This window comes from Massilia litorea, assembly GCF_015101885.1.
Taxonomy (GTDB): domain Bacteria; phylum Pseudomonadota; class Gammaproteobacteria; order Burkholderiales; family Burkholderiaceae_D; genus Telluria; species Telluria litorea.
Genome location: NZ_CP062941.1, coordinates 2,154,573 through 2,172,393 on the forward strand (window position 1 = coordinate 2,154,573; position 17,821 = coordinate 2,172,393).

General features: G+C 63.1%; 10 protein-coding genes. 3 read left to right on the forward strand and 7 right to left on the reverse strand.

Features of this window, described 5'->3' with window-relative positions; genetic code table 11:
- The first annotated feature begins 90 nt into the window (after window positions 1-90).
- A complete protein-coding gene (locus tag LPB04_RS09625; RefSeq protein ID WP_193688455.1) occupies window positions 91-1,599 on the forward strand; it encodes a class I SAM-dependent methyltransferase in 1,509 nt (502 codons plus the stop codon).
- Complete coding sequence (locus LPB04_RS09630) at window positions 1,589-3,670, forward strand: glycosyltransferase (protein WP_193688456.1); 2,082 nt, start codon at window positions 1,589-1,591, stop codon at window positions 3,668-3,670. Before LPB04_RS09625 ends, LPB04_RS09630 begins: the two co-directional genes overlap by 11 nt.
- 5 nt (window positions 3,671-3,675) lie before the next feature.
- Here LPB04_RS09630 and LPB04_RS09635 read toward each other — a convergent pair whose 3' ends face one another.
- The 7 genes from LPB04_RS09635 to LPB04_RS09665 all read right to left on the reverse strand — a co-directional run bounded on the left by LPB04_RS09635 (window position 3,676) and on the right by LPB04_RS09665 (window position 14,133).
- Window positions 3,676-5,061, reverse strand: coding sequence for a hypothetical protein (locus tag LPB04_RS09635; protein WP_193688457.1), 1,386 nt, complete (start codon window positions 5,059-5,061; stop codon window positions 3,676-3,678).
- 265 nt (window positions 5,062-5,326) lie between these two features.
- Window positions 5,327-6,844, reverse strand: coding sequence for a glycosyltransferase family 2 protein (locus LPB04_RS09640; protein WP_193688458.1), 1,518 nt, complete (start codon window positions 6,842-6,844; stop codon window positions 5,327-5,329).
- An 8-nt stretch (window positions 6,845-6,852) separates the two neighbouring features.
- On the reverse strand, window positions 6,853-7,710 hold the full coding sequence (locus LPB04_RS09645; RefSeq protein ID WP_193688459.1) for a hypothetical protein: 858 nt from the start codon (window positions 7,708-7,710) through the stop codon (window positions 6,853-6,855).
- Between the two features lie 55 nt (window positions 7,711-7,765).
- Window positions 7,766-10,708 carry a glycosyltransferase gene (locus LPB04_RS09650; protein ID WP_193688460.1) on the reverse strand — a complete coding sequence of 981 codons (2,943 nt, stop codon included), beginning with the start codon at window positions 10,706-10,708 and terminating at the stop codon, window positions 7,766-7,768.
- 8 nt (window positions 10,709-10,716) lie between these two features.
- The gene (locus LPB04_RS09655; protein ID WP_193688461.1) at window positions 10,717-10,998 is read right to left on the reverse strand and encodes a hypothetical protein; all 282 of its coding nucleotides are present in this window, start codon (window positions 10,996-10,998) and stop codon (window positions 10,717-10,719) included.
- 2 nt (window positions 10,999-11,000) lie between these two features.
- Entirely contained in the window at window positions 11,001-11,891 is an 891-nt protein-coding gene (locus LPB04_RS09660) for a sulfurtransferase (protein WP_193688462.1), read from the reverse strand.
- Between the two features lie 61 nt (window positions 11,892-11,952).
- Window positions 11,953-14,133 carry a glycosyltransferase family 4 protein gene (locus LPB04_RS09665; RefSeq protein ID WP_193688463.1) on the reverse strand — a complete coding sequence of 727 codons (2,181 nt, stop codon included), beginning with the start codon at window positions 14,131-14,133 and terminating at the stop codon, window positions 11,953-11,955.
- 148 nt (window positions 14,134-14,281) lie between these two features.
- Here LPB04_RS09665 and dnaE point away from each other — a divergent pair, with 148 nt between their 5' ends.
- Window positions 14,282-17,779, forward strand: coding sequence for a DNA polymerase III subunit alpha (gene dnaE / locus LPB04_RS09670; RefSeq protein ID WP_193688464.1), 3,498 nt, complete (start codon window positions 14,282-14,284; stop codon window positions 17,777-17,779).
- The last annotated feature ends 42 nt before the right edge of the window (window positions 17,780-17,821 follow it).

Consider the following 17,821-nt stretch of genomic DNA (forward strand, 5'->3'; position numbering starts at 1 on the left):
AATGAGACGACTGGCCGGTCAAGAAGCCGCTGTAGAGATTGCCCGATAAGGCAGTTCAGCGCATTTCTTCAACTAATACCAAAGAGAATCATGGAGCGTTTAGAGTTTGGGGGGGCGTCCCGCTATGTCGCGATCGAGGCAGCAATTCACATCGCTCGCTATCTTACTGCGAAAGAACATTGCGCAGACCGCAAGGTCTTGGATATTGCTTGCGGCGAAGGATATGGATCCTGGCTCATGGCTGAATGGGGCGCGCAGTCTGTCTTGGGCGTCGATGTATCTTCGAAAGCGATAGCCTCGGCTGACAAGCGCTTTTCGAACGAGCGCGTACGTTTTGCTGTAAGTCCGGGGGAGCAACTGACGCGAATAATTTCCGATCAGAAATTTAATCTGATTGTTTCATTGGAAACGATTGAACATGTCGACGACCCGCAACTGTTCCTGGAAAACATTCGTGATGCTGCAGCTCCGAATGCAACAATTATCATTTCTGCCCCGAACGACTACTGGTACTACGATCTCGGTGGCCAGAATGAATTCCACAAGCGCCGATTCACATTTGAAGAGTTCCAGGTTCTCGCCGAGAGTGTGCTTGGCAAGGCTGATTCCTGGAATTTGGGCACCTTAGGCATTGGCTTTTCTGTCGCGGAGCAAGGGGGTAAATTGCCGAGCGGCGACGCTACGACGCCACTCGATGCAATGCTTGAATTCCAGCCTATCGATTCAGCCGTTTATGTTCCATCACAGATCGAGAGTGATGTCACCCCTGCAGAGGCGGCGTTTTATGTCGGCGTCTGGGGCGCAGAAGCGAAATATAAGACAATCTTCGCAGGATATCCGGTATCAATGAATCTGGGGCGCCAAATACTCTTCCCCCGAGATGGGATGTGGGCCACCAAACCTGATCCATTAAGCCACGCGAGTGATGTTTCGACCCAGCGATCCGTTGCCAAGGAAGGGGAGGCTCAGAAGCCCCAGAATGCGCACAGCCGGGAACGGGCGTTGATCGATGAAATCGACTCCCTCACTGCAGCTCTGCTCGCGAGTAAGGAACAACTCGAGCAAGCGAAATCACGAGAAGTGGCGATAAATAATAAATTGTCTGTTCTGACGGATTCTGTCGCCAATTACAGCGAGAAACTGCATTTCACAGAAATGGAAGTCGAGCGCCTGGGAATGTCCCGCCGTGCCGCGCAAGCCGAGGTGGCGGTGGCCTGGAGGGCGATCTATCGACACGAGCACGCGGCTTCGGAAATGCAAGCGAGGCTCGATGCTGTACGAGGCGAACTTGAGTTGGCACGGAACGAACGTGAGTTGGCACGGAACGAACTTGAGTCAAAACGGAACGAACTCGAGTTGGCACGGAACGAACTTGAGTCAAAACGGAGCGAACTTGAGTTGGAACGGAACGAACTTGAGTCAAAACGGAGCGAACTTGAGTTGGCACGGAGCGAACTTGAGTTGGCACGTCAGCAGCTCAGCCAAATGCCTTGGAAAGTCATTAGAACTTGGTGGTTAATTCGCAAGGCCATTCCCACCCCGCTCCTTCACCGTGTCGGTACTGTACTTAGTTCTATACTTCGACGCAATGCAAGATAATATCGAAAACCTGGAAAGCGGTCTCGATACGAGACCCTATGTCACCCATCGGTATCACGAGTTCTTGAATGCAGACTCTGGACGGCGAGAAGGGGCAAACATTGGACTAAATGGTGAGCATCTCACCATTACGTTCTTGTCGCTGAATCGCAGCAGGCTGTCCATCAAGCTCTGTCGTTCCATCGCTGATCAGATTCCAAACTTCAAGGGCGAAGTCCTCGTCATCGATAACGGATCGAGCGAAGAGGAACTCGAAGCGCTTCGTCGCTGCTTGGAGGGAATGCCATTCCGCTGGCGTATCGAGATGCTTGGACAGAACTACGGCGTAGCCGGCGGACGGAACAGGACGATGCCCCACGTTCGCACCGATTGGGTGATGAGCCTGGATAACGACGTCTATTTCATCAAGAATCCGCTTCCGGACATCCAGAGCGATCTAGCCATACTCGGCTGTCATTTTATGACAATGGCCGTGCTCAATGAAGATGCCACCACCAATTTCATTCGAGGCGGGCATCTGTACCTTACGTTTGACATGAATGAGTTCATCATCGGTGGCGGTACAGCCCATCGTCAGAACTACACCGGCCAGGACGGTCCAGGTTATCTAGGCACTTTCATGTCGGGATGCGCATCAGTGTTCCGAAAGGACACATTTTTGGCGCAAGGAGGTTTCGATGAGGGGATGTTTATTGGATTCGAAGACTTTGAATTTTCAGTACGCTTATTCCGCGCTGGGTTAAAGGTCGGAGCCAGCGATGTCCGAGCTTTAGTGCACGATCGCCCGAAACCGGACAGCACCGACGACAAAGATGATGAGCGAGCTCGATTTGCTCGTGCTCGGCTCGAAGCTGCTGCTCACTTTGAGAAGAAACACGGGTATAAGGTGTGGACGGAAGATATAGACACCTGGGTGCGTCAACCAGAGCGACAGCGTGGATTGGACGTTCACAAAGCTCGCCAGCATGACGTCGATTCCGCTGGATCAGGTCCGCGTCGACCACGTGTCGCTCTGATCGTAGATGTCAATACCTGGGCTCTGGCGAACATCGCGCGACAGATCATCAAGTACGTTTCGGATGAATTCGAGTTTGACCTCTTGGCATCTCATGATGTAGAGCAGCCGACGATGCTGCTTGAAATGACCAAGGACTACGACTTGGTGCACTATCTTTGGCGCGGGCCTCTGGCGTCCATTTGCGAACCGTGGGAGCGCCATAAAATAGATCAGCTCTATGGCAGCTGGAACGATTTTGTGTCTCAGGTCATTTCGCCACGTCCGATCACATTCAGTGTATTCGACCATTTGTTCTTGACCGAATCCGAGATTGCCGATCGCCTCCCGCTCTTTACGCAACTGTCGAATGGATACACCGTCAGTTCGCGCATATTGCAGCGCATCTATCAAGACATCCAGGGGTATCCTGATCCAGATATGGTAACGCCCGATGGAGTTGATCTGACGAAATTCAAGCCGGCTACTACGGCGCGCTTCATTGGCGACGAGCATCGGCCCTTGCGCGTTGGCTGGGCTGGTAACAGTGCTTGGAATGCGCATACTGAAGAAGGCCGTCTTCGAGACCCAAAGGGTTTCCACACTATCCTGCGGCCAGCACTGAATCTGCTGAAATCGCGAGGCGTCGTCGTCGAAGAATACTTTGCAGATCGCGAAATCCGTCAGATATCGCACGATAGGATGCCCGACTACTACAACTCACTCGATGTTCTCATCTGCTGTTCTGAGAGCGAGGGCACGCCCAATCCAGTGCTCGAAGCGATGGCCTGCGGTGTGCCAGTCATTAGTACCAACGTCGGCATTGTGTCCGAGGCATTCGGTCCGCAACAAAAGCACTTCATTCTCAAGGAGCGCAATCCCGTCCTTCTGGCTGACGCCATTGAGGAACTGGTGAAAAAGCGGCACTTGTTACATTTGCTTTCACAAGAGAACCAGCAATGCATTAAATGTTGGGACTGGAGCATTCGTACCGATGCTTACCGGCGTCTATTCCGTCATCACATCAAGGCCGGTCGACCTGTCGGCATACCTTCCGAGCACGGTCAAGCTCCGTAAATTACTCAGGAGGGAGGGGGCTTCCGTGGGTGACCGTCGCTGCGCCGCAATTTATTTATCAGGAAACCGGATAGCCAGCCTATGAACCTTATTTGATAGGCCGTATAAATGGCAAAGACTGGCAACATATATCTGAAAGAAGCAGCCTGATTCAGGATGCAGAAGGACAACAGGTAGATGCCCGCTCCATAGATGAGTAGCCGGTCGAATGCGCTATAAAGACGCCATTGCGACAGAAAAACAAGAATGCTGACGGGCAGCCAGAACAGAGGAAGAAAAAGAAGCTCGGCACGATGCGCGAGCACTGCATTCATGTCAAGGATGATTCTGCCGAGTCCGTCATTGCCGACGTAGCCTAGAACGCGTCCTTCGAGAAATGGCTCAGGTACCAATGGGATTACCTGAGTCTGAAGATATTGATCACACAGGCCGAGCATACACTTGTAAGTACGTAGTTTCATTAAAAAATACAAGCGAGGATATGCGCGCACAGCCTTGAACCACCTGGATTTGAGCTCATCAGAGTGAGATAGAATAAGGCCAGTGGATACGGCCGCACCTTCTCCCCAGAGCAGTGAATCTATTGTGGTAAACGAGTGGGAATTGATGGCAGAGTTGGTGTCGGCAATGCCTTCCAGGGTGACTTTCGGGTCCACTGGAACGTGCAGCTCGTTTGCAATCCGAAGCATGCCGACCAGTTCCCAGGTTGGCGCTGCCGCCGAGCTTGTTTGTGCCATAAAGCCAATATGTTTGGGAACGATGGCAATCAGGGAAATTGCAAGCGCCATCAGCGCCAAGAGAATATGCCGTTCCCAACGGCATTCCGACACCTTTTTAATAACCAGAAAAGTAACAAAAGGAAGTAGGAATAAGGAATTCTGGCGGAAGCCAAACAGGATGATGTTCGATAAGAAGAAAAGTAATAGTGAAAGAATTCCGAGACGTTGTGTATCCAAGGATAGTATGGCGATGACGACGATCATGGCGGCAAGCGTCCACACATCTGGCACGATAAAGGCCGCATACAAACTCATGATCGGCAGGGCAAACAACAGTGGCACCCAAAACGGACGCTCGCTCGAAGTAAGCGAGATCCACATGAGCCCGGCCAAGGCAAGGTAGGCAAGCTGCGCTGCCGTAAAGAGCGTAATAGAGTTGGCGCTGGCGCCAAACGGCAGCATAAAGATCGTCATCGTTGGTGCCAGCCATTGGTTCAATGACCAGCGAATGTCGAGGACGCCTTTGAGAGTCAGGACCGCAGCCCACCTGGACGAGGTATCGCTCATCAGAATGCCTGGCCAGAAGGTCAGCAGCGCCGCACCGAGAACCAGCAGTATCGCGATACTTGAAGCGCGGCGCTTCTGGAAGCATTCGAGCAGTAACGTTTTCATGGCTTTTATCCGCTTGCAGCAAGGCCGGTGTCTTGCCCCGGCCGCTGTCGAGCGCCCAGCGTCAGCCGAGTTAGCTGTTCAGGTAAGGTGTGGGGACGCCGCAAAGTGGCCGAGCAAGCGCTCGCGCTGGCGCTGGGTCAGCGCGGAATGATCCTTCTGGAAGAGCTCGAACTTGCGTGCTTGCATGGAGGACTCCGGCTGAGTTGAGTCTGGTTTGGACCTCAGCTACGCCGGAAGATTCAACGTAATGCAAACAGCCCGATTCCTATGATGCTGTCGATACCGGATCGATGACGATGGCCGGGTTGGCGGCGCTATGGACAGCGTGTTCGCGCGCAAGGCGTTCGCGCAGCGTCTGGCTGGCGCCGCGCAGGCCTTGTGACTGGCGCAGCAAGGCCAACTGCAACGGGGGCGGCGGCAAGGACAGGTCGGCATCGACGCACGAGACCAAGGGCCAGTCCTGGTCCAGCAGGGCGGCCGCTTCGCAGGTCGCCAGCGGCGCCTCGACGGCGTCGAGACGGCGGTGCGTCGCAATGCGACGCAGTTCGTCGCGCGCTGCCACAGCCCAGTTCCAGGCTTCCTGCGTCATCCCCGGCGCGAGGCCGGAATCCGGAAGAGCGGCGCGCGCTGCCGCGATCCGGTGCACCCATACCCCGTCCTCGAAATCGACGCGATTGAAATCCGGGCTGGCCGTGATGACGCACACGATATGGCCCTGCGCCGCCAGGTCGCGCGCCAGCTTTGCCTGCGGATCATGCAACTCGCGGGCAATGAACACCAGCGCCTTCGGCGTACCCGCCGCGATCACCCGGTCGAAAGCAAGAAAATCGCCCGACCGGGCGCGCTGCTTTTCCGGCGTGATGTATTCAACCATGCCGGAAAGCCCGCGTGCCATCCCGCGTTCCCACGCGCTGCGCACCTGTCCCGCCAGCGCCTCGCGCTCGCTCGCCGGCAAACGTCCCGCGGCGATATGGCTCTCGACTTCCTGTCTCTGCTCGTCGACGAAGCGCCGGTTGTCCTCGAGAATATCGGCCAGCGCCAAGTACTCGCGCCCATGCTTGAGCGCGAAATACAGCTTGTTCTTGATGACCGGATAGCGGTAACGCGTGATCTTGTGCTCGTTGCGAATATTGCTCGGTGCGAACTTATGGTGCACATATGCGTTGGGCAGCTGCCGGATCAGGTAGCCGGCATCGACCAGTCGGCAGCACAGCTCGGTCTCGTCCAGGTAGTACTCGATTTCCTCGTCGAAGCCGCCCACTTCGAGCAGGGCGCTGCGCCGGAACGAGGTATTCGTGCCCTGCAGGTAGGGGAATTCGAAAGCGCCCGGATAGGCCAGATGGTCGGCCGGACGGGTCAGGCGCCAGTTGGCGTTCGCCAGCCGGGTCGCACTCGAGTATTCGTACTGGTAGCTGTAGCCGGTCTGGTCGAACACCAGGCCGCCTGCGGCGCCCACTGCGGGATCGGCGTAGGCGCGGGCCAGCTGCTCGAGCCATTCCGGCTCGGGAATCGCGTCGTCGTCGATGAACGCGACGATGTCGCCGCGCGCCATGCAAATGCCGATGTTGCGCGAGACCGACAGGTTGGCGACCTCGCAGCGCGCCGCGCGGATCGCGGGCAGCCAGGCGTCGATCACCTGCTGCGAGTGGTCGGTGGAAGGACCGTTGACGACGATGACTTCGAAGCGGCCGCGGTATTTCAGCCAGCGTAGGCTGTCGAGCGTTTTCGCCAGCAGCGTTGCGCGGTTGAGGGTGTTGATGACGATCGAAAAGCTCGGTGGCATGGCAGGTCTCAGTGCGCGCTCGGGGAAGGTGACGGCTTGTCGGCGACAGTCTCGAAGGCAGGGCGCCCATCGCGCATGCCGGTTTCCACGAGATGCGTCACCGTGAAGCCGGCTTCGCCCAGCAGGGAGCGCAGGCTGGCCGGGCTGAGCATGTTCAGCTGCAGGCGGCCGTCGCGATCCGCCGCGCCGTACAGGATGTCGCGCAGCGCGTCGTAGTCGCATTCGCCTTGTGCATAGGCGGCAAGGGCGGCGCCGGCGTCGGTGGCCTGCACGCGCAGGCGTCCACCCGTTTGCAGGCAGGCGTACAGGTGCGGCAGCACGTGATTGCGCAGCTCGGCCTGCGCAAAGGTCTCGAACAGGCAGGCGACCTGGATTTCCTCGGCAGCGCCCGGCGCGAGCGGCACGGCGCCAGCCGTGTCGTCGAAGCTGGCGCTGACGTAGCCGGCTGGTGCGGGCTCGCCCTGGCCCAGGTACAGACGCAGCGGCGCGGCGGCCGCGTGTTCGGGCGCGACGCAGAGACGCGGCGCCTGGCCGCCGGGCGGGGCCGCGTCCGTCTCCTCGCCCAGGCCGGCCGCATCGAGCCGCTGGCGCAGCGCATGCACTTCGCGGGTCAGCCGGCGCAAGGCGACCGGCACCGAACGGGTCAGGTTGGCGTCGCCGGCGGTGTTTTCGCGCAGCTCGTTGACGGCGCGCCAGAGGGCCGGCTGAGCTGTCTTTGGCCCCTGCTCGTAGCTGCCGGATGCGAGCCCGATGACTTCGGCGCGCAGCTCCGGCAGTCGGACGATGGCGGCCGCAATGCGCATCAGTCGGCCAAGCACGGGCACGGTCTTGGCGCGGCGGGCGGTCTTCTTGAGGAATGTTTTCATTCTGTGGCCGGTGGATGCAGGATCGCAAGGAGTTGACGGACGTTGTCTTGCCAGGTCATCCAGCGCAGGGCCGAGCGTCGGCTAGCGCGGCCAAGCGCTGCGCCAGACCGTCCTCGCCTGCCGCATCGCTCGGATCGAGGCAGCAGGCGAGGACGCCGCGCGCCAGCCATTTCGCGGGCACGGTCCCAAGCTTGCTCTCTCCCAACGTGAGCCACACGTCGCCGGGGCCCGCCTCGGCAACCGCATCCTCGATCCGCAGGTCAGGACGGCCGATCAGGTCGAGCGTGAAGCGCCGCGCGTAGCGGTGACGCGCGCCGTCGTGCCGCACCGGTTCAATGCGCCAGCCGTGCGGCGCCTGCGTGAGGAGCGTCCGCAGGACCGCAGGTTCCATTCCCGCCGTGTCGATATCGACCAGCACCTGACGTGCACCGCTGCGCGGCCGGTTGGCCGCGATCGCCGCTGCCGCCTGCATGAGATCGGAAGCCGCTACCTCGGCGCTGGAAGCGGCGATCGACGCGATCAGGTCCTGTTCCGCCTGGCCACGGCTGTCACGCGCAAATTGCGTGATCGCGTCGCGATAAAGTGCTGCGATCCGGGCCGGCGTGTGGGTCTGTTCCATGTAGGCTGCGGCGGCATTGCCCAGGCGTGCGCGTAGCCCGATATCGCCGTGCATGCGCTCGAGCGCGGCGCGCAGCGCTTCCTGCGTGAAGGCGTCCTCCAGGCGCAGGCAGGCCTGCTCCGGCACTTCCGCGGCCGAGCCATGGGCGTTGACGATTGTCGGCAATCCGTACGAGAGGCAGTCGAAGACGGCGCCCGAGGTCTCGCCGCGCGAGCTGCCGCGCAGCTGGACCGCGGCATCGGCGGCGGCGAGGTAGCGGCGGTAGAACGGGGTGTCGGCGTAGCCGGTGACCTTGATGCGCGGGTGGGCGGCGATGCGGTCGCGCAGCGCGATGCCGAAACGCCCCTGGGCAATCTCGCCGACGAATACCAGATGGCAGCGCGGATCGTGTTCGAGCGTGCTGTCGATCCAGGCCTCGACCAGGCGGTCGTTGCACTTGGTCGCCGACAGGATGCCGAACGAGCAGACGACGTAATCGCCGGGGCCGAAGCCGAGGTCCGCGCGGACCTGGGTCCGATCGGCCGTGTCGGGGCCGGGACGCAGGCACACCAGCGGCAGTACGCGCCACTGGTCGCCGTAACCTGCGCCATACCAGCGGTCCGCCAGCGCCACCGCGTGGCGGGAATGCACGATCACGCCGGTTGCGCGGTCGAGCACCTGCTTGTTCGACGGGTAGCGCACGACCGACTCGGTGCGTCCGGCGTGCTTCTCCTCGATCAGCGCCCCGTAGCCGTGCGCCAGGTAGAGCGAGCGGCAGTAATGGTTGGGTAATTCGTGCTCGGCCTCGGCGTAGTGAATGACGCCGCTGAGGAAGAAATCATGCAGCACGACTACGCCGGGATGGCGCTCGAGCAGCCCGAACATGTGGGAATGGAATGCCGAATTGCCGAACTGGTAGACGATGTGGTCGAAGGTCTGCGCATTGGCGTCGAACCATGCGGCCGTGTGCTGGGGGAAGTGCGTGGCAGGGCCCATGTCCTCGACGCGGTCCTGCGCCAGCACCAGCTCGATGTCGAAGTGCCGCGCCAGTTCCGGCAACAGGTCGGCGCTGTAGGCCGCGATGCCCGAACGCGTTGGCGGCAACGGCGAAACGTAGGCCAGGCGCGGCTTGCGCGCCGGCTCGGCCAGCAGCGGCGCCGCGTCAGCGCCGCGCGCGGTGCGGCGTCGATGCGTCTCTTCGAAAGCCTCGATCGCGCGCCGGGCGCTCGTATCCCACGAGAAGAGCCGCGCCTGCGCCAGGCCGTGCTCGCGCAAGGACGCCTGGCGCGCCGGATCGAGCAGCACCTGCGTCATGGCGGCGACGATGGCTTCGACGCTGGCCGGATCGAACAAGGCATCGGGCCGCCCGATCACTTCCGGGATGCTGCTGGTGTTCGAGCCAATCACCGGGGCGCCACAGGCCATCGCCTCGAGCGCCGGCAGGCCGAAGCCTTCGTGCAGCGAAGGGAAGACGAAGAGTGCGGTGCAGTTATATAGCGAAACCAGGTCGTCGTCGGGAACAAAGCCGGTCAGCACGAGGTCGTCTTTGGCAAGACCGAATTTCGCGGCCAGGCGCTCAAGGCGGAAACGGTCGGGATTCTGGATGCTGCACACGATCGCCAGCTGGTATTGCTTGCGTAGCGTCGCTGGCAGCCGGGCGTAAGCCTCGACCAGGCCCTCGATATTCTTGCGATAGTCGATGCCGCCGGTGTACATGATGAACGGCCTCGAAAGGCCGTAGCGCGCCAGCAGCGCAGCGCGCGCGTCGGTTGTGAGTGCGCGCGCCTGGAACATGCTGTCCACCGCCGACGAGATGTTGACCACGCGCTCGGCAGGCATGCCCAGCAGCGCAATGCCTTCCTCGCGCGCCGAGGCGGAAATGGCCAGCAGCAGGTCGGCCCGCTGCATGCCTTCGAGCTTGCGGTGATACCAGGCCGCGACGTTCGGGTCGCCAAGGTAGCGCTCCTTGCGCATCAGGGGAATCAGGTCGTAAAGCGTGACGGCGGTATCGAAGCGACCGCCCGGGCGCGGTACCGAGCTGACGGCATTGTCGCCCAGTCCCTCGAACAGGCTCGCCACGTGCACGACGTCGGGCCGCAGGCTGGCCAGGTAGTGTTCGCGGATGCGTTCGGCTGTGCGCACGCGCCAGGCATTGCGCGGATCGACTTCGCCCGCGGGCACCGGCACGCTGAAGGTCGAGATGTGCGACTGCGGCAGCAGCCCGTCGAAGGCCCGCCTCAGCGCCGCGACGGTATCGGGATAGTCGTCATTGAGGACGATGCGCAGCTCATGCCCGCCGCTATTGCGCGCCATGGCCAGCGCCAGGGCCATCGAATAGCGGCCAATGCCGCGGTGCATGCTGGAGGCCTGGCAGGCCTGCAGGTCGAGGATGATACGCATCTGGACTCTTATTCTGGACGGGGGTGGTCGATCGCGCGGCGCAGGTCGCGCAGCACCTGGCGTGCGCTGTCGGTCAGCTCGGCTTCATCGGACAGCAGCACGGGCAGCGCCTGCCAGTCGGCACGCCGCGAGTGGGCGACGGCCGCGCGCACCCGCCCGGCGAGCCCGGGGAAGCGGTAGATCTGGCGACGCAGGAAGTCATCCAGGCGTGGACGCGCCACGACGAACGCGACCGCGCGCAGCGCGATTTTCTTGACGAGCTGGCGTGCGCCGGAGGGGCCACCTGCCATTCTCAGGCCACCGTCGTGTCCGCGCAATGCGGACACGACACTCCATACACATACTGCGGCGACAGCTGCTCGCGCGGCGTCACCACGGCGCGGCAGGCGAAGCACTGGGTCGTGACGGTCGGCTCGAGCTTCGGATTGAGCGCGGTACGGTAGTCGAACACGAAGCAGTCGCCCGTATAGTGGGCGCCGCCGACGTCCTCGAAATACTTCAGGATGCCGCCCTCGAGCTGGTAGACGTTGTCGTAGCCGATGTTCTGCATGTGGATCGCCGCCTTTTCGCAGCGGATGCCGCCGGTGCAGAAGGTGACCACGGTCTTGCCGGCGAAATCATCCTTGTGGGCGGCGATCACTTCCGGGAACTCGGTGAACTTGGCGATCCGGTAGTCGACGGTGTTGTCGAAGGTGCCGACGTCGACCTCGAAATCGTTGCGCGTGTCGACCATCACGACCGGCTTGCCGTTGTCGTCATGGCCCTGGTCGAGCCAGCGTTTCAGGGTGGTCGCTTCCACCGACGGCGCGCGGCCCAGTTCCGGTTTGATCAGCGGCATGCGCATGGTGATGATTTCCTTCTTGATCTTCACCAGCATGCGCTTGTGCGACTGCTCTTCCGAGTGGCTGTACTTGACTTCGATGTCGGCGAAGCGTGGATCCGCACGCAGCCAGGCGAGATAGGCGTCGATGTCGGCCGGCAGGCCCGACAGGAACATGTTGATGCCTTCCGGCGTCAGCAGGATCGTGCCGCGCAGGTTCAGTTCGGCGCAGATCGCCTGGAACTGCGGACGCTTTTCCTCGGTATCGTCGAAGCTGACGAATTTGTAGGCGGCGATGTTGACGTAGCGGCCGGCGCCGGCGCTTGCGTTGGCGGTGGCCGTTTGATGGGTGGTGGTTTGCATGATTGCCAAGTAGCTCAATTCTGGTCAACCGCTATTATAAGCCGTCGCGCCCGGGCGGAAATCATGCCGGCCCGGTTGCCTGCCTGGAAGCGCGCGAATCCGCCGCCAACTGTTGTGCAATCGCCTCCGTGGCGCACAGCAGGCGGTCGGCGGCCGCCGCGGCGGGCGGCAGCGTGCCGCCGTCCAGGCTGCGCACCAGCAGGTTGACGATGACGCCGCGCGCGCGCCAGGCTGCCAGCAGGCCGGCGTCGAAGGCCGCCGCCACGGCGGCGGCGGCGGTATCCGGTGCATAAAACACGTCGCCGGCGTGGACGTCGACGACCGGCTCGTCCTGTTCCGGCCAGCCCAGGCCCAGCAGGCGCCCGATGGCGTTGCGCGCCTGGCGCCAGCGCGGCGCGTCCCCGGCGGTGTCGAGCCAGACCGGTTCCACGCGCAGGTCCCCCCGCGTCCGGGCGAGCAGTTCGGCCAGCTGGCTTGCCGCCAGCGGGTCGGGACGGGTGCCCGGGCGCGACCAGGCGCTGACGTCGACCAGCACCTGGCGGCCTGCGGTCGATTCCTGTGCAGCCAGCGTGGCGGCGAGCAACTGCATCTGTCGCTCGTCCGCGGGGGCGGCCGCGGCCAGCGCCGTGCGCCAGGCCGCGTGCCGCGCATGCGTGGCGGCGCGTGCGGCGGCCAGCGTGGCGAGGTACAGCGCGGCGCAGCGGGCCGGCCGGAACTGCGCGTCGAGCAGCGCGACCGCGCCCTGGCCGAGTGCCGCCCGCCGTGCCGGATCGCGGCGTAGCGTTTCCAGCGCCGCTACAAGCTCCCCGGCCTCGAACGCGTCGGGCAGGCGCCAGACGGCGTCCGGCGGGAATTCGGCCATCGAGCCATTCGCATTGACGATCGTCGGCAGCGCGTAATTCATGCAATCGAGCACCGCCCCCGAGCTTTCACCGCGCGCATTCGTGCGCAGCTGGACGCCGACGTCGGCCGCCTGCAGGTAGTGCCGGTAGGCCGCGTCGTCGAGCCAGCCGGCGATGCGGATGTTGGCATCGGGTCCGGCGCTGCGGATGAGGGCTTCGACTTCGACACCATAGGGGCTGTCGTGATTCGCGCCGGCCAGCACCAGCGCGCAGCGGGGATCCGTGTGCAGGCTGGAAGCGATCCAGGCGCGCAACAACTCATGGGTCAGCTTGTTCGGGGCGACGAAGCCGAAGCTGCAGACGAGGAAGGTATCGGCATCGATGCCGAGCGCGGCGCGTGCGGCGGCGCGGTCCTTGACCTCCGGCGGAGTGCGCGGGTGGGGGATGATGTCGATCCGGCGCGCGGCGTCCGCGCCGAACCAGTCGATGGCGAGCTGGCGCGCGTGGTGGGAGTGGACGATGGTGCGGGTCGCGCTCTCCAGCACCGGCAGGCTGCAGGGCCAGTCCTTGTGCGCCTGGACTCGCCCGTCCGCCGTCCGGCTCGCGCGGACGGCTGCATAGCCGTGCGAATACAGCAGGGCTTCGCTCCAGGCGCGCGGATCGGCGCCGCTCATCTGGGCGTGCGTCAGGGCGCCGCCAATGAAGAAGTCATGCAGCACGACGACGCCGGGATGGCGCGCCAGCAGCGCGAACATGTGGCTGTGAAAAGGGCTGTTGCCGATCTGGTAGAGCACCTGGTCGTATTCGTCGCCGTGCTCGGCGAACCAGGCCGCCTGGCGCACGGGCAGGTGCGCGAGCGCCGGCGGCAGCCTGACGTCGAGCTGCGCGACGACCAGTTCGATCTCGAAATGCGCGCTCAGTTCTGCCAGCAGCTCGGTCGCGTACACGGCGACGCCGGTGCGCTCGGGCGGCAACGGCGAGACGAAGGCCAGGCGCGGGCGCGCGCCCGGCTGGCGCGGCGCCGCGGCCTGAAGGCTCTGCAGGCGGCGCAGGATCGCGTTCGCGCGCGGCGACAGCGTATCGACCCGGCCGGGCTGGACATCCGCACCCGCCGCCGCCGCGCTGGCGCCGGAGGCCATCATCATCCGGTAGGCCCGCGCATACAGGGCCGGGGAGCGCTTCAGGATGCGCAGCGCCAGCTGGCGCACTTGCGGCCGGCGCAGCACCACGCGCGCCGCCAGCAGCAGGGGTGCGGCCAGGCGGCGCAGGCCGGCGCCGGCGGCTGGGGCGGCGACGGCCGGCGCCAGGCCGGGTGCGGGCGGCGGCAGGACGGCGATACTGCCGGCGGCGGCATCGTCCGTCAGCAGCTCGAACAGGGTGGGGGACGCGGGTGCGCGCATGGGCGGCGGCGTCATCGGAGCAGGAAGCAGGGTTCGAATGGCATGGACACTATTATAAGAGGCGACGCACCAGAAAGCGTCTTGTTGTCTAGTTGCAACTACGTCCGCGGCCGGCGCCGATGAGCCGCCGGCGGGTTAAAATACGGGTATGACTTCCCCGACTTTCACCCACCTGCGCGTCCACTCCGAATACTCGATCGTGGACGGCCTCGTGCGCATCGACGACCTGGTCGGCGCCGCCGCCAAGGACAAGCAACCGGCGCTCGCCGTCACCGACCTCGCCAACATGTTCTGCATGGTGCGCTTCTACAAGGCGGCGCGCGGCAAGGGGATCAAGCCGATCGTCGGGGTCGACGCCTGGATCACCAACGACGACAACCGGGATAAACCCTCGCGCCTGCTGATCCTGGCGAAAAACCATACCGGCTACCTGCAGCTGTGCGAGCTGCTCTCGAAAGCCTGGCTCACCAACCAGTACAAGGGCCGCGCCGAGTTCCGCACCGAATGGCTCGAAGCACTGGCCACGTCCACCTCGACGCTGCACCCGGAGGCCGACCAGAGCAATGCCCTGATCGTGCTCTCGGGCGCCTGCTTCGGCGACGTCGGCCAGGCGATCGACAACGGCGATATCGAGCGCGCGGAACGCAATGCCGAGCGCTGGGCGCGCATCTTCCCCGGCCACTTCTATATCGAGATCCAGCGCGCGGGCGCGGCCAACCAGGAGCAGGCCGTGCGCCATTCGGTGGCGCTGGCCGGCCGCCTCGGGCTGCCGGTGGTGGCAACCCACCCGGTGCAGTTCATCAGCAAGGGCGAATTCATCGCCCACGAGGCGCGCACCTGTATCGCCGAGGGCGAGATGCTGGCCAACGCCAAGCGCGTGCGCCGCTTCAACGAGGAGATGTGCTTCAAAACGCAGGCCGAGATGGCGCAACTGTTCGCCGACCTGCCGGGCGCGCTCGCCAATTCGGTGGAAATCGCCAAGCGCTGCAACGTCGTGCTCACGCTCGGCAAACCGCAGCTGCCGGACTTCCCGACGCCGCCGGGCATGACGATCGACGAGTTCCTGGTCGCCGAAACGAAGAAGGGCCTGGAGGAGCGCCTCGAGCAGCTGTTCCCGGACCCGGCCAAGCGCGAAGCGGAGCGTCCGCGCTACGAGGCGCGCCTGGAGTTCGAGAACAACACCATCATCAAGATGAAGTTCCCGGGCTACTTCCTGATCGTTGCGGAGTTCATCCAGTGGGGCAAGAATAACGGCGTGCCGATCGGCCCGGGCCGTGGTTCGGGCGCGGGCTCGCTGGTGGCCTACGCGCTGAAGATCACGGACCTGGACCCGCTGAAATACAACCTGCTGTTCGAGCGCTTCCTGAATCCGGAACGCGTCTCGATGCCCGACTTCGACATCGACTTCTGCCAGGAAAAGCGCGAGCTGGTGATCCAGCACGTGAAGGACCTGTACGGCCGCGATGCCGTGTCGCAGATCGCCACCTTCGGTACCATGGCGGCGAAAGGCGCGATCCGCGACGTCGGCCGCGTGCTCGACTACGGCTACAACTTCTGCGACGGCATCTCCAAGCTGATCCCGTTCAAGCCGGGCAAACCGGTCTCGATCGCCGAAGCGATCGAAGAGGAGCCGCTGCTGAAGGAACGCCTCGAGAACGAGGAAGAGGTCAAACAGGTGCTGGAGCTGGCGCAGCAGGTCGAGGGCATCACCCGTAACATCGGCATGCACGCCGGCGGCGTGCTGATCGCCCCCGGCAAGCTGACCGACTTCTGCCCCCTGTACACCCAGGGCGGCGACGCCGGCGTCGTCTCGCAGTACGACAAGGACGACGTCGAGGCGGTCGGCCTCGTCAAATTCGACTTTTTGGGCCTGACCACGCTGACCATTCTCGACCGCGCCGTGAACTACATCCGCGCGCTCGATCCGGTGGACGCCGAATTCAACCTCGAGTCGCTGCCGCTGAACGACCGGCCGTCCTATAAACTGCTGTCGGATGCGAAAACCGTCGCAATCTTCCAGCTGGAGTCGCGCGGCATGCAGGGCATGTTGAAAGATGCGCGTCCCGACCGCTTCGAGGACATCATTGCGCTGGTCGCCTTGTACCGTCCGGGCCCGATGGACCTGATTCCGGACTTCTGCAAGCGCAAGCACGGCGAAAAATTCGACTATCCCGATCCGCGCACCGAGTCCATCCTGTCCGAGACCTACGGCATCATGGTCTACCAGGAGCAGGTCATGCAGATGGCGCAGATCGTCGGCGGCTATTCGCTGGGCGGCGCCGACATGCTGCGCCGCGCGATGGGTAAAAAGAAGGCCGAAGAGATGGCCGAGCACCGCGAGATCTTCCGCGCCGGCGCCGCCAAGGACGGCCTGTCGACGGAGAAGGCGGACGAGATCTTCGACTTGATGGAGAAGTTCGCGGGCTACGGTTTCAATAAATCGCACGCCGCCGCCTATGCGCTGCTGTCCTACCATACCGCCTATCTGAAAGTGCACCATACGGCCGCCTTCATGGCAGCCAACATGTCGCTGGCGATGGAAGACACGGACAAGATCAAGATCCTGGTCGAGGACGCGATCGACGTCTGCAAACTGACGCTGCTGCCGCCGGACGTGAACGAATCGCAGTTCCGTTTTACGCCGGAAGGCCAGCCGAAATCCGTCACCGGCAAGCAGGTCAGCAATATCCGCTATGGCCTGGGCGGCGTGAAGGGCGCCGGCCAGGGCGCGATCGAGGCGATCGTCGCCGCGCGCAAGGAAGGCGGCAAGTTCAAGGATTTATTTGACTTCTGCAAGCGCGTCGACCGCAAGCAGATCAACCGCCGCACCATCGAGTCGCTGATCCGCGCCGGCGCCATGGACTGCTTCGGCGTCGACCGCGCGATCCTGCTGGCCTCGGTGACGTTTGCGATGGAAGTGGCCGGCCAGGAAGCGGCCGCTGCGAACCAGGTCAGCCTGTTCGGCGGCGATGATTCCGACCTGGTCGCGCCGCCGGAATACGTCAAGGCGCTGCCCTGGACCGACCGCCAGAAGCTGTCCGAGGAAAAGACCGCGCTCGGCTTCTACCTGTCGGGCCACATGTTCGACATCTACGCCCAGGAAGTGCGGCGCTTCGCCCGCACCCGCCTGCAGGACCTGGAGCCCTCGCGCGAGCCGCGCATGCTGTGCGGCGTGATCACCGGCGTGCGCACGCAGATGACCCAGCGCGGCAAGATCCTGATCGTCGCGCTCGACGACAAGACCGGCGTGGTCGAGGTCACGGTCTACAATGAGGTGTTCGAGGCGAACAAGAACGCCTTCCGCGAAGACGAATTCCTGCTGGTGGTGGGTAAAGTGTCGGAAGACCGCTTCAACGGCGGCCTGCGCATCACGGCGGAGAAGGTATTCGACCTGGCCAGCTCGCGCATCCAGTACGGCCACAAGCTGGAGATGGACCTCGAATGCACGGTCAGCCCGGCGAAGATCGCCGAGGTGATCGCGCCCTATAAACACCCGGACGGGCTGCCGGTCAGCCTGCGCATCAAGCCGAACAACGTCGACTGCATCCTGCAGCTGGGCGACGAGTGGAGAGTGGCGCCGTCGGACGCCCTGAAGCAGGCGCTCGAGCTGACGCTGGGGGCGAAGGCGGTGGCGGTCGAGTACTGATCGTCGCGTAGGGTGGGCTCCGCCCACGCGGTGATTCGCACG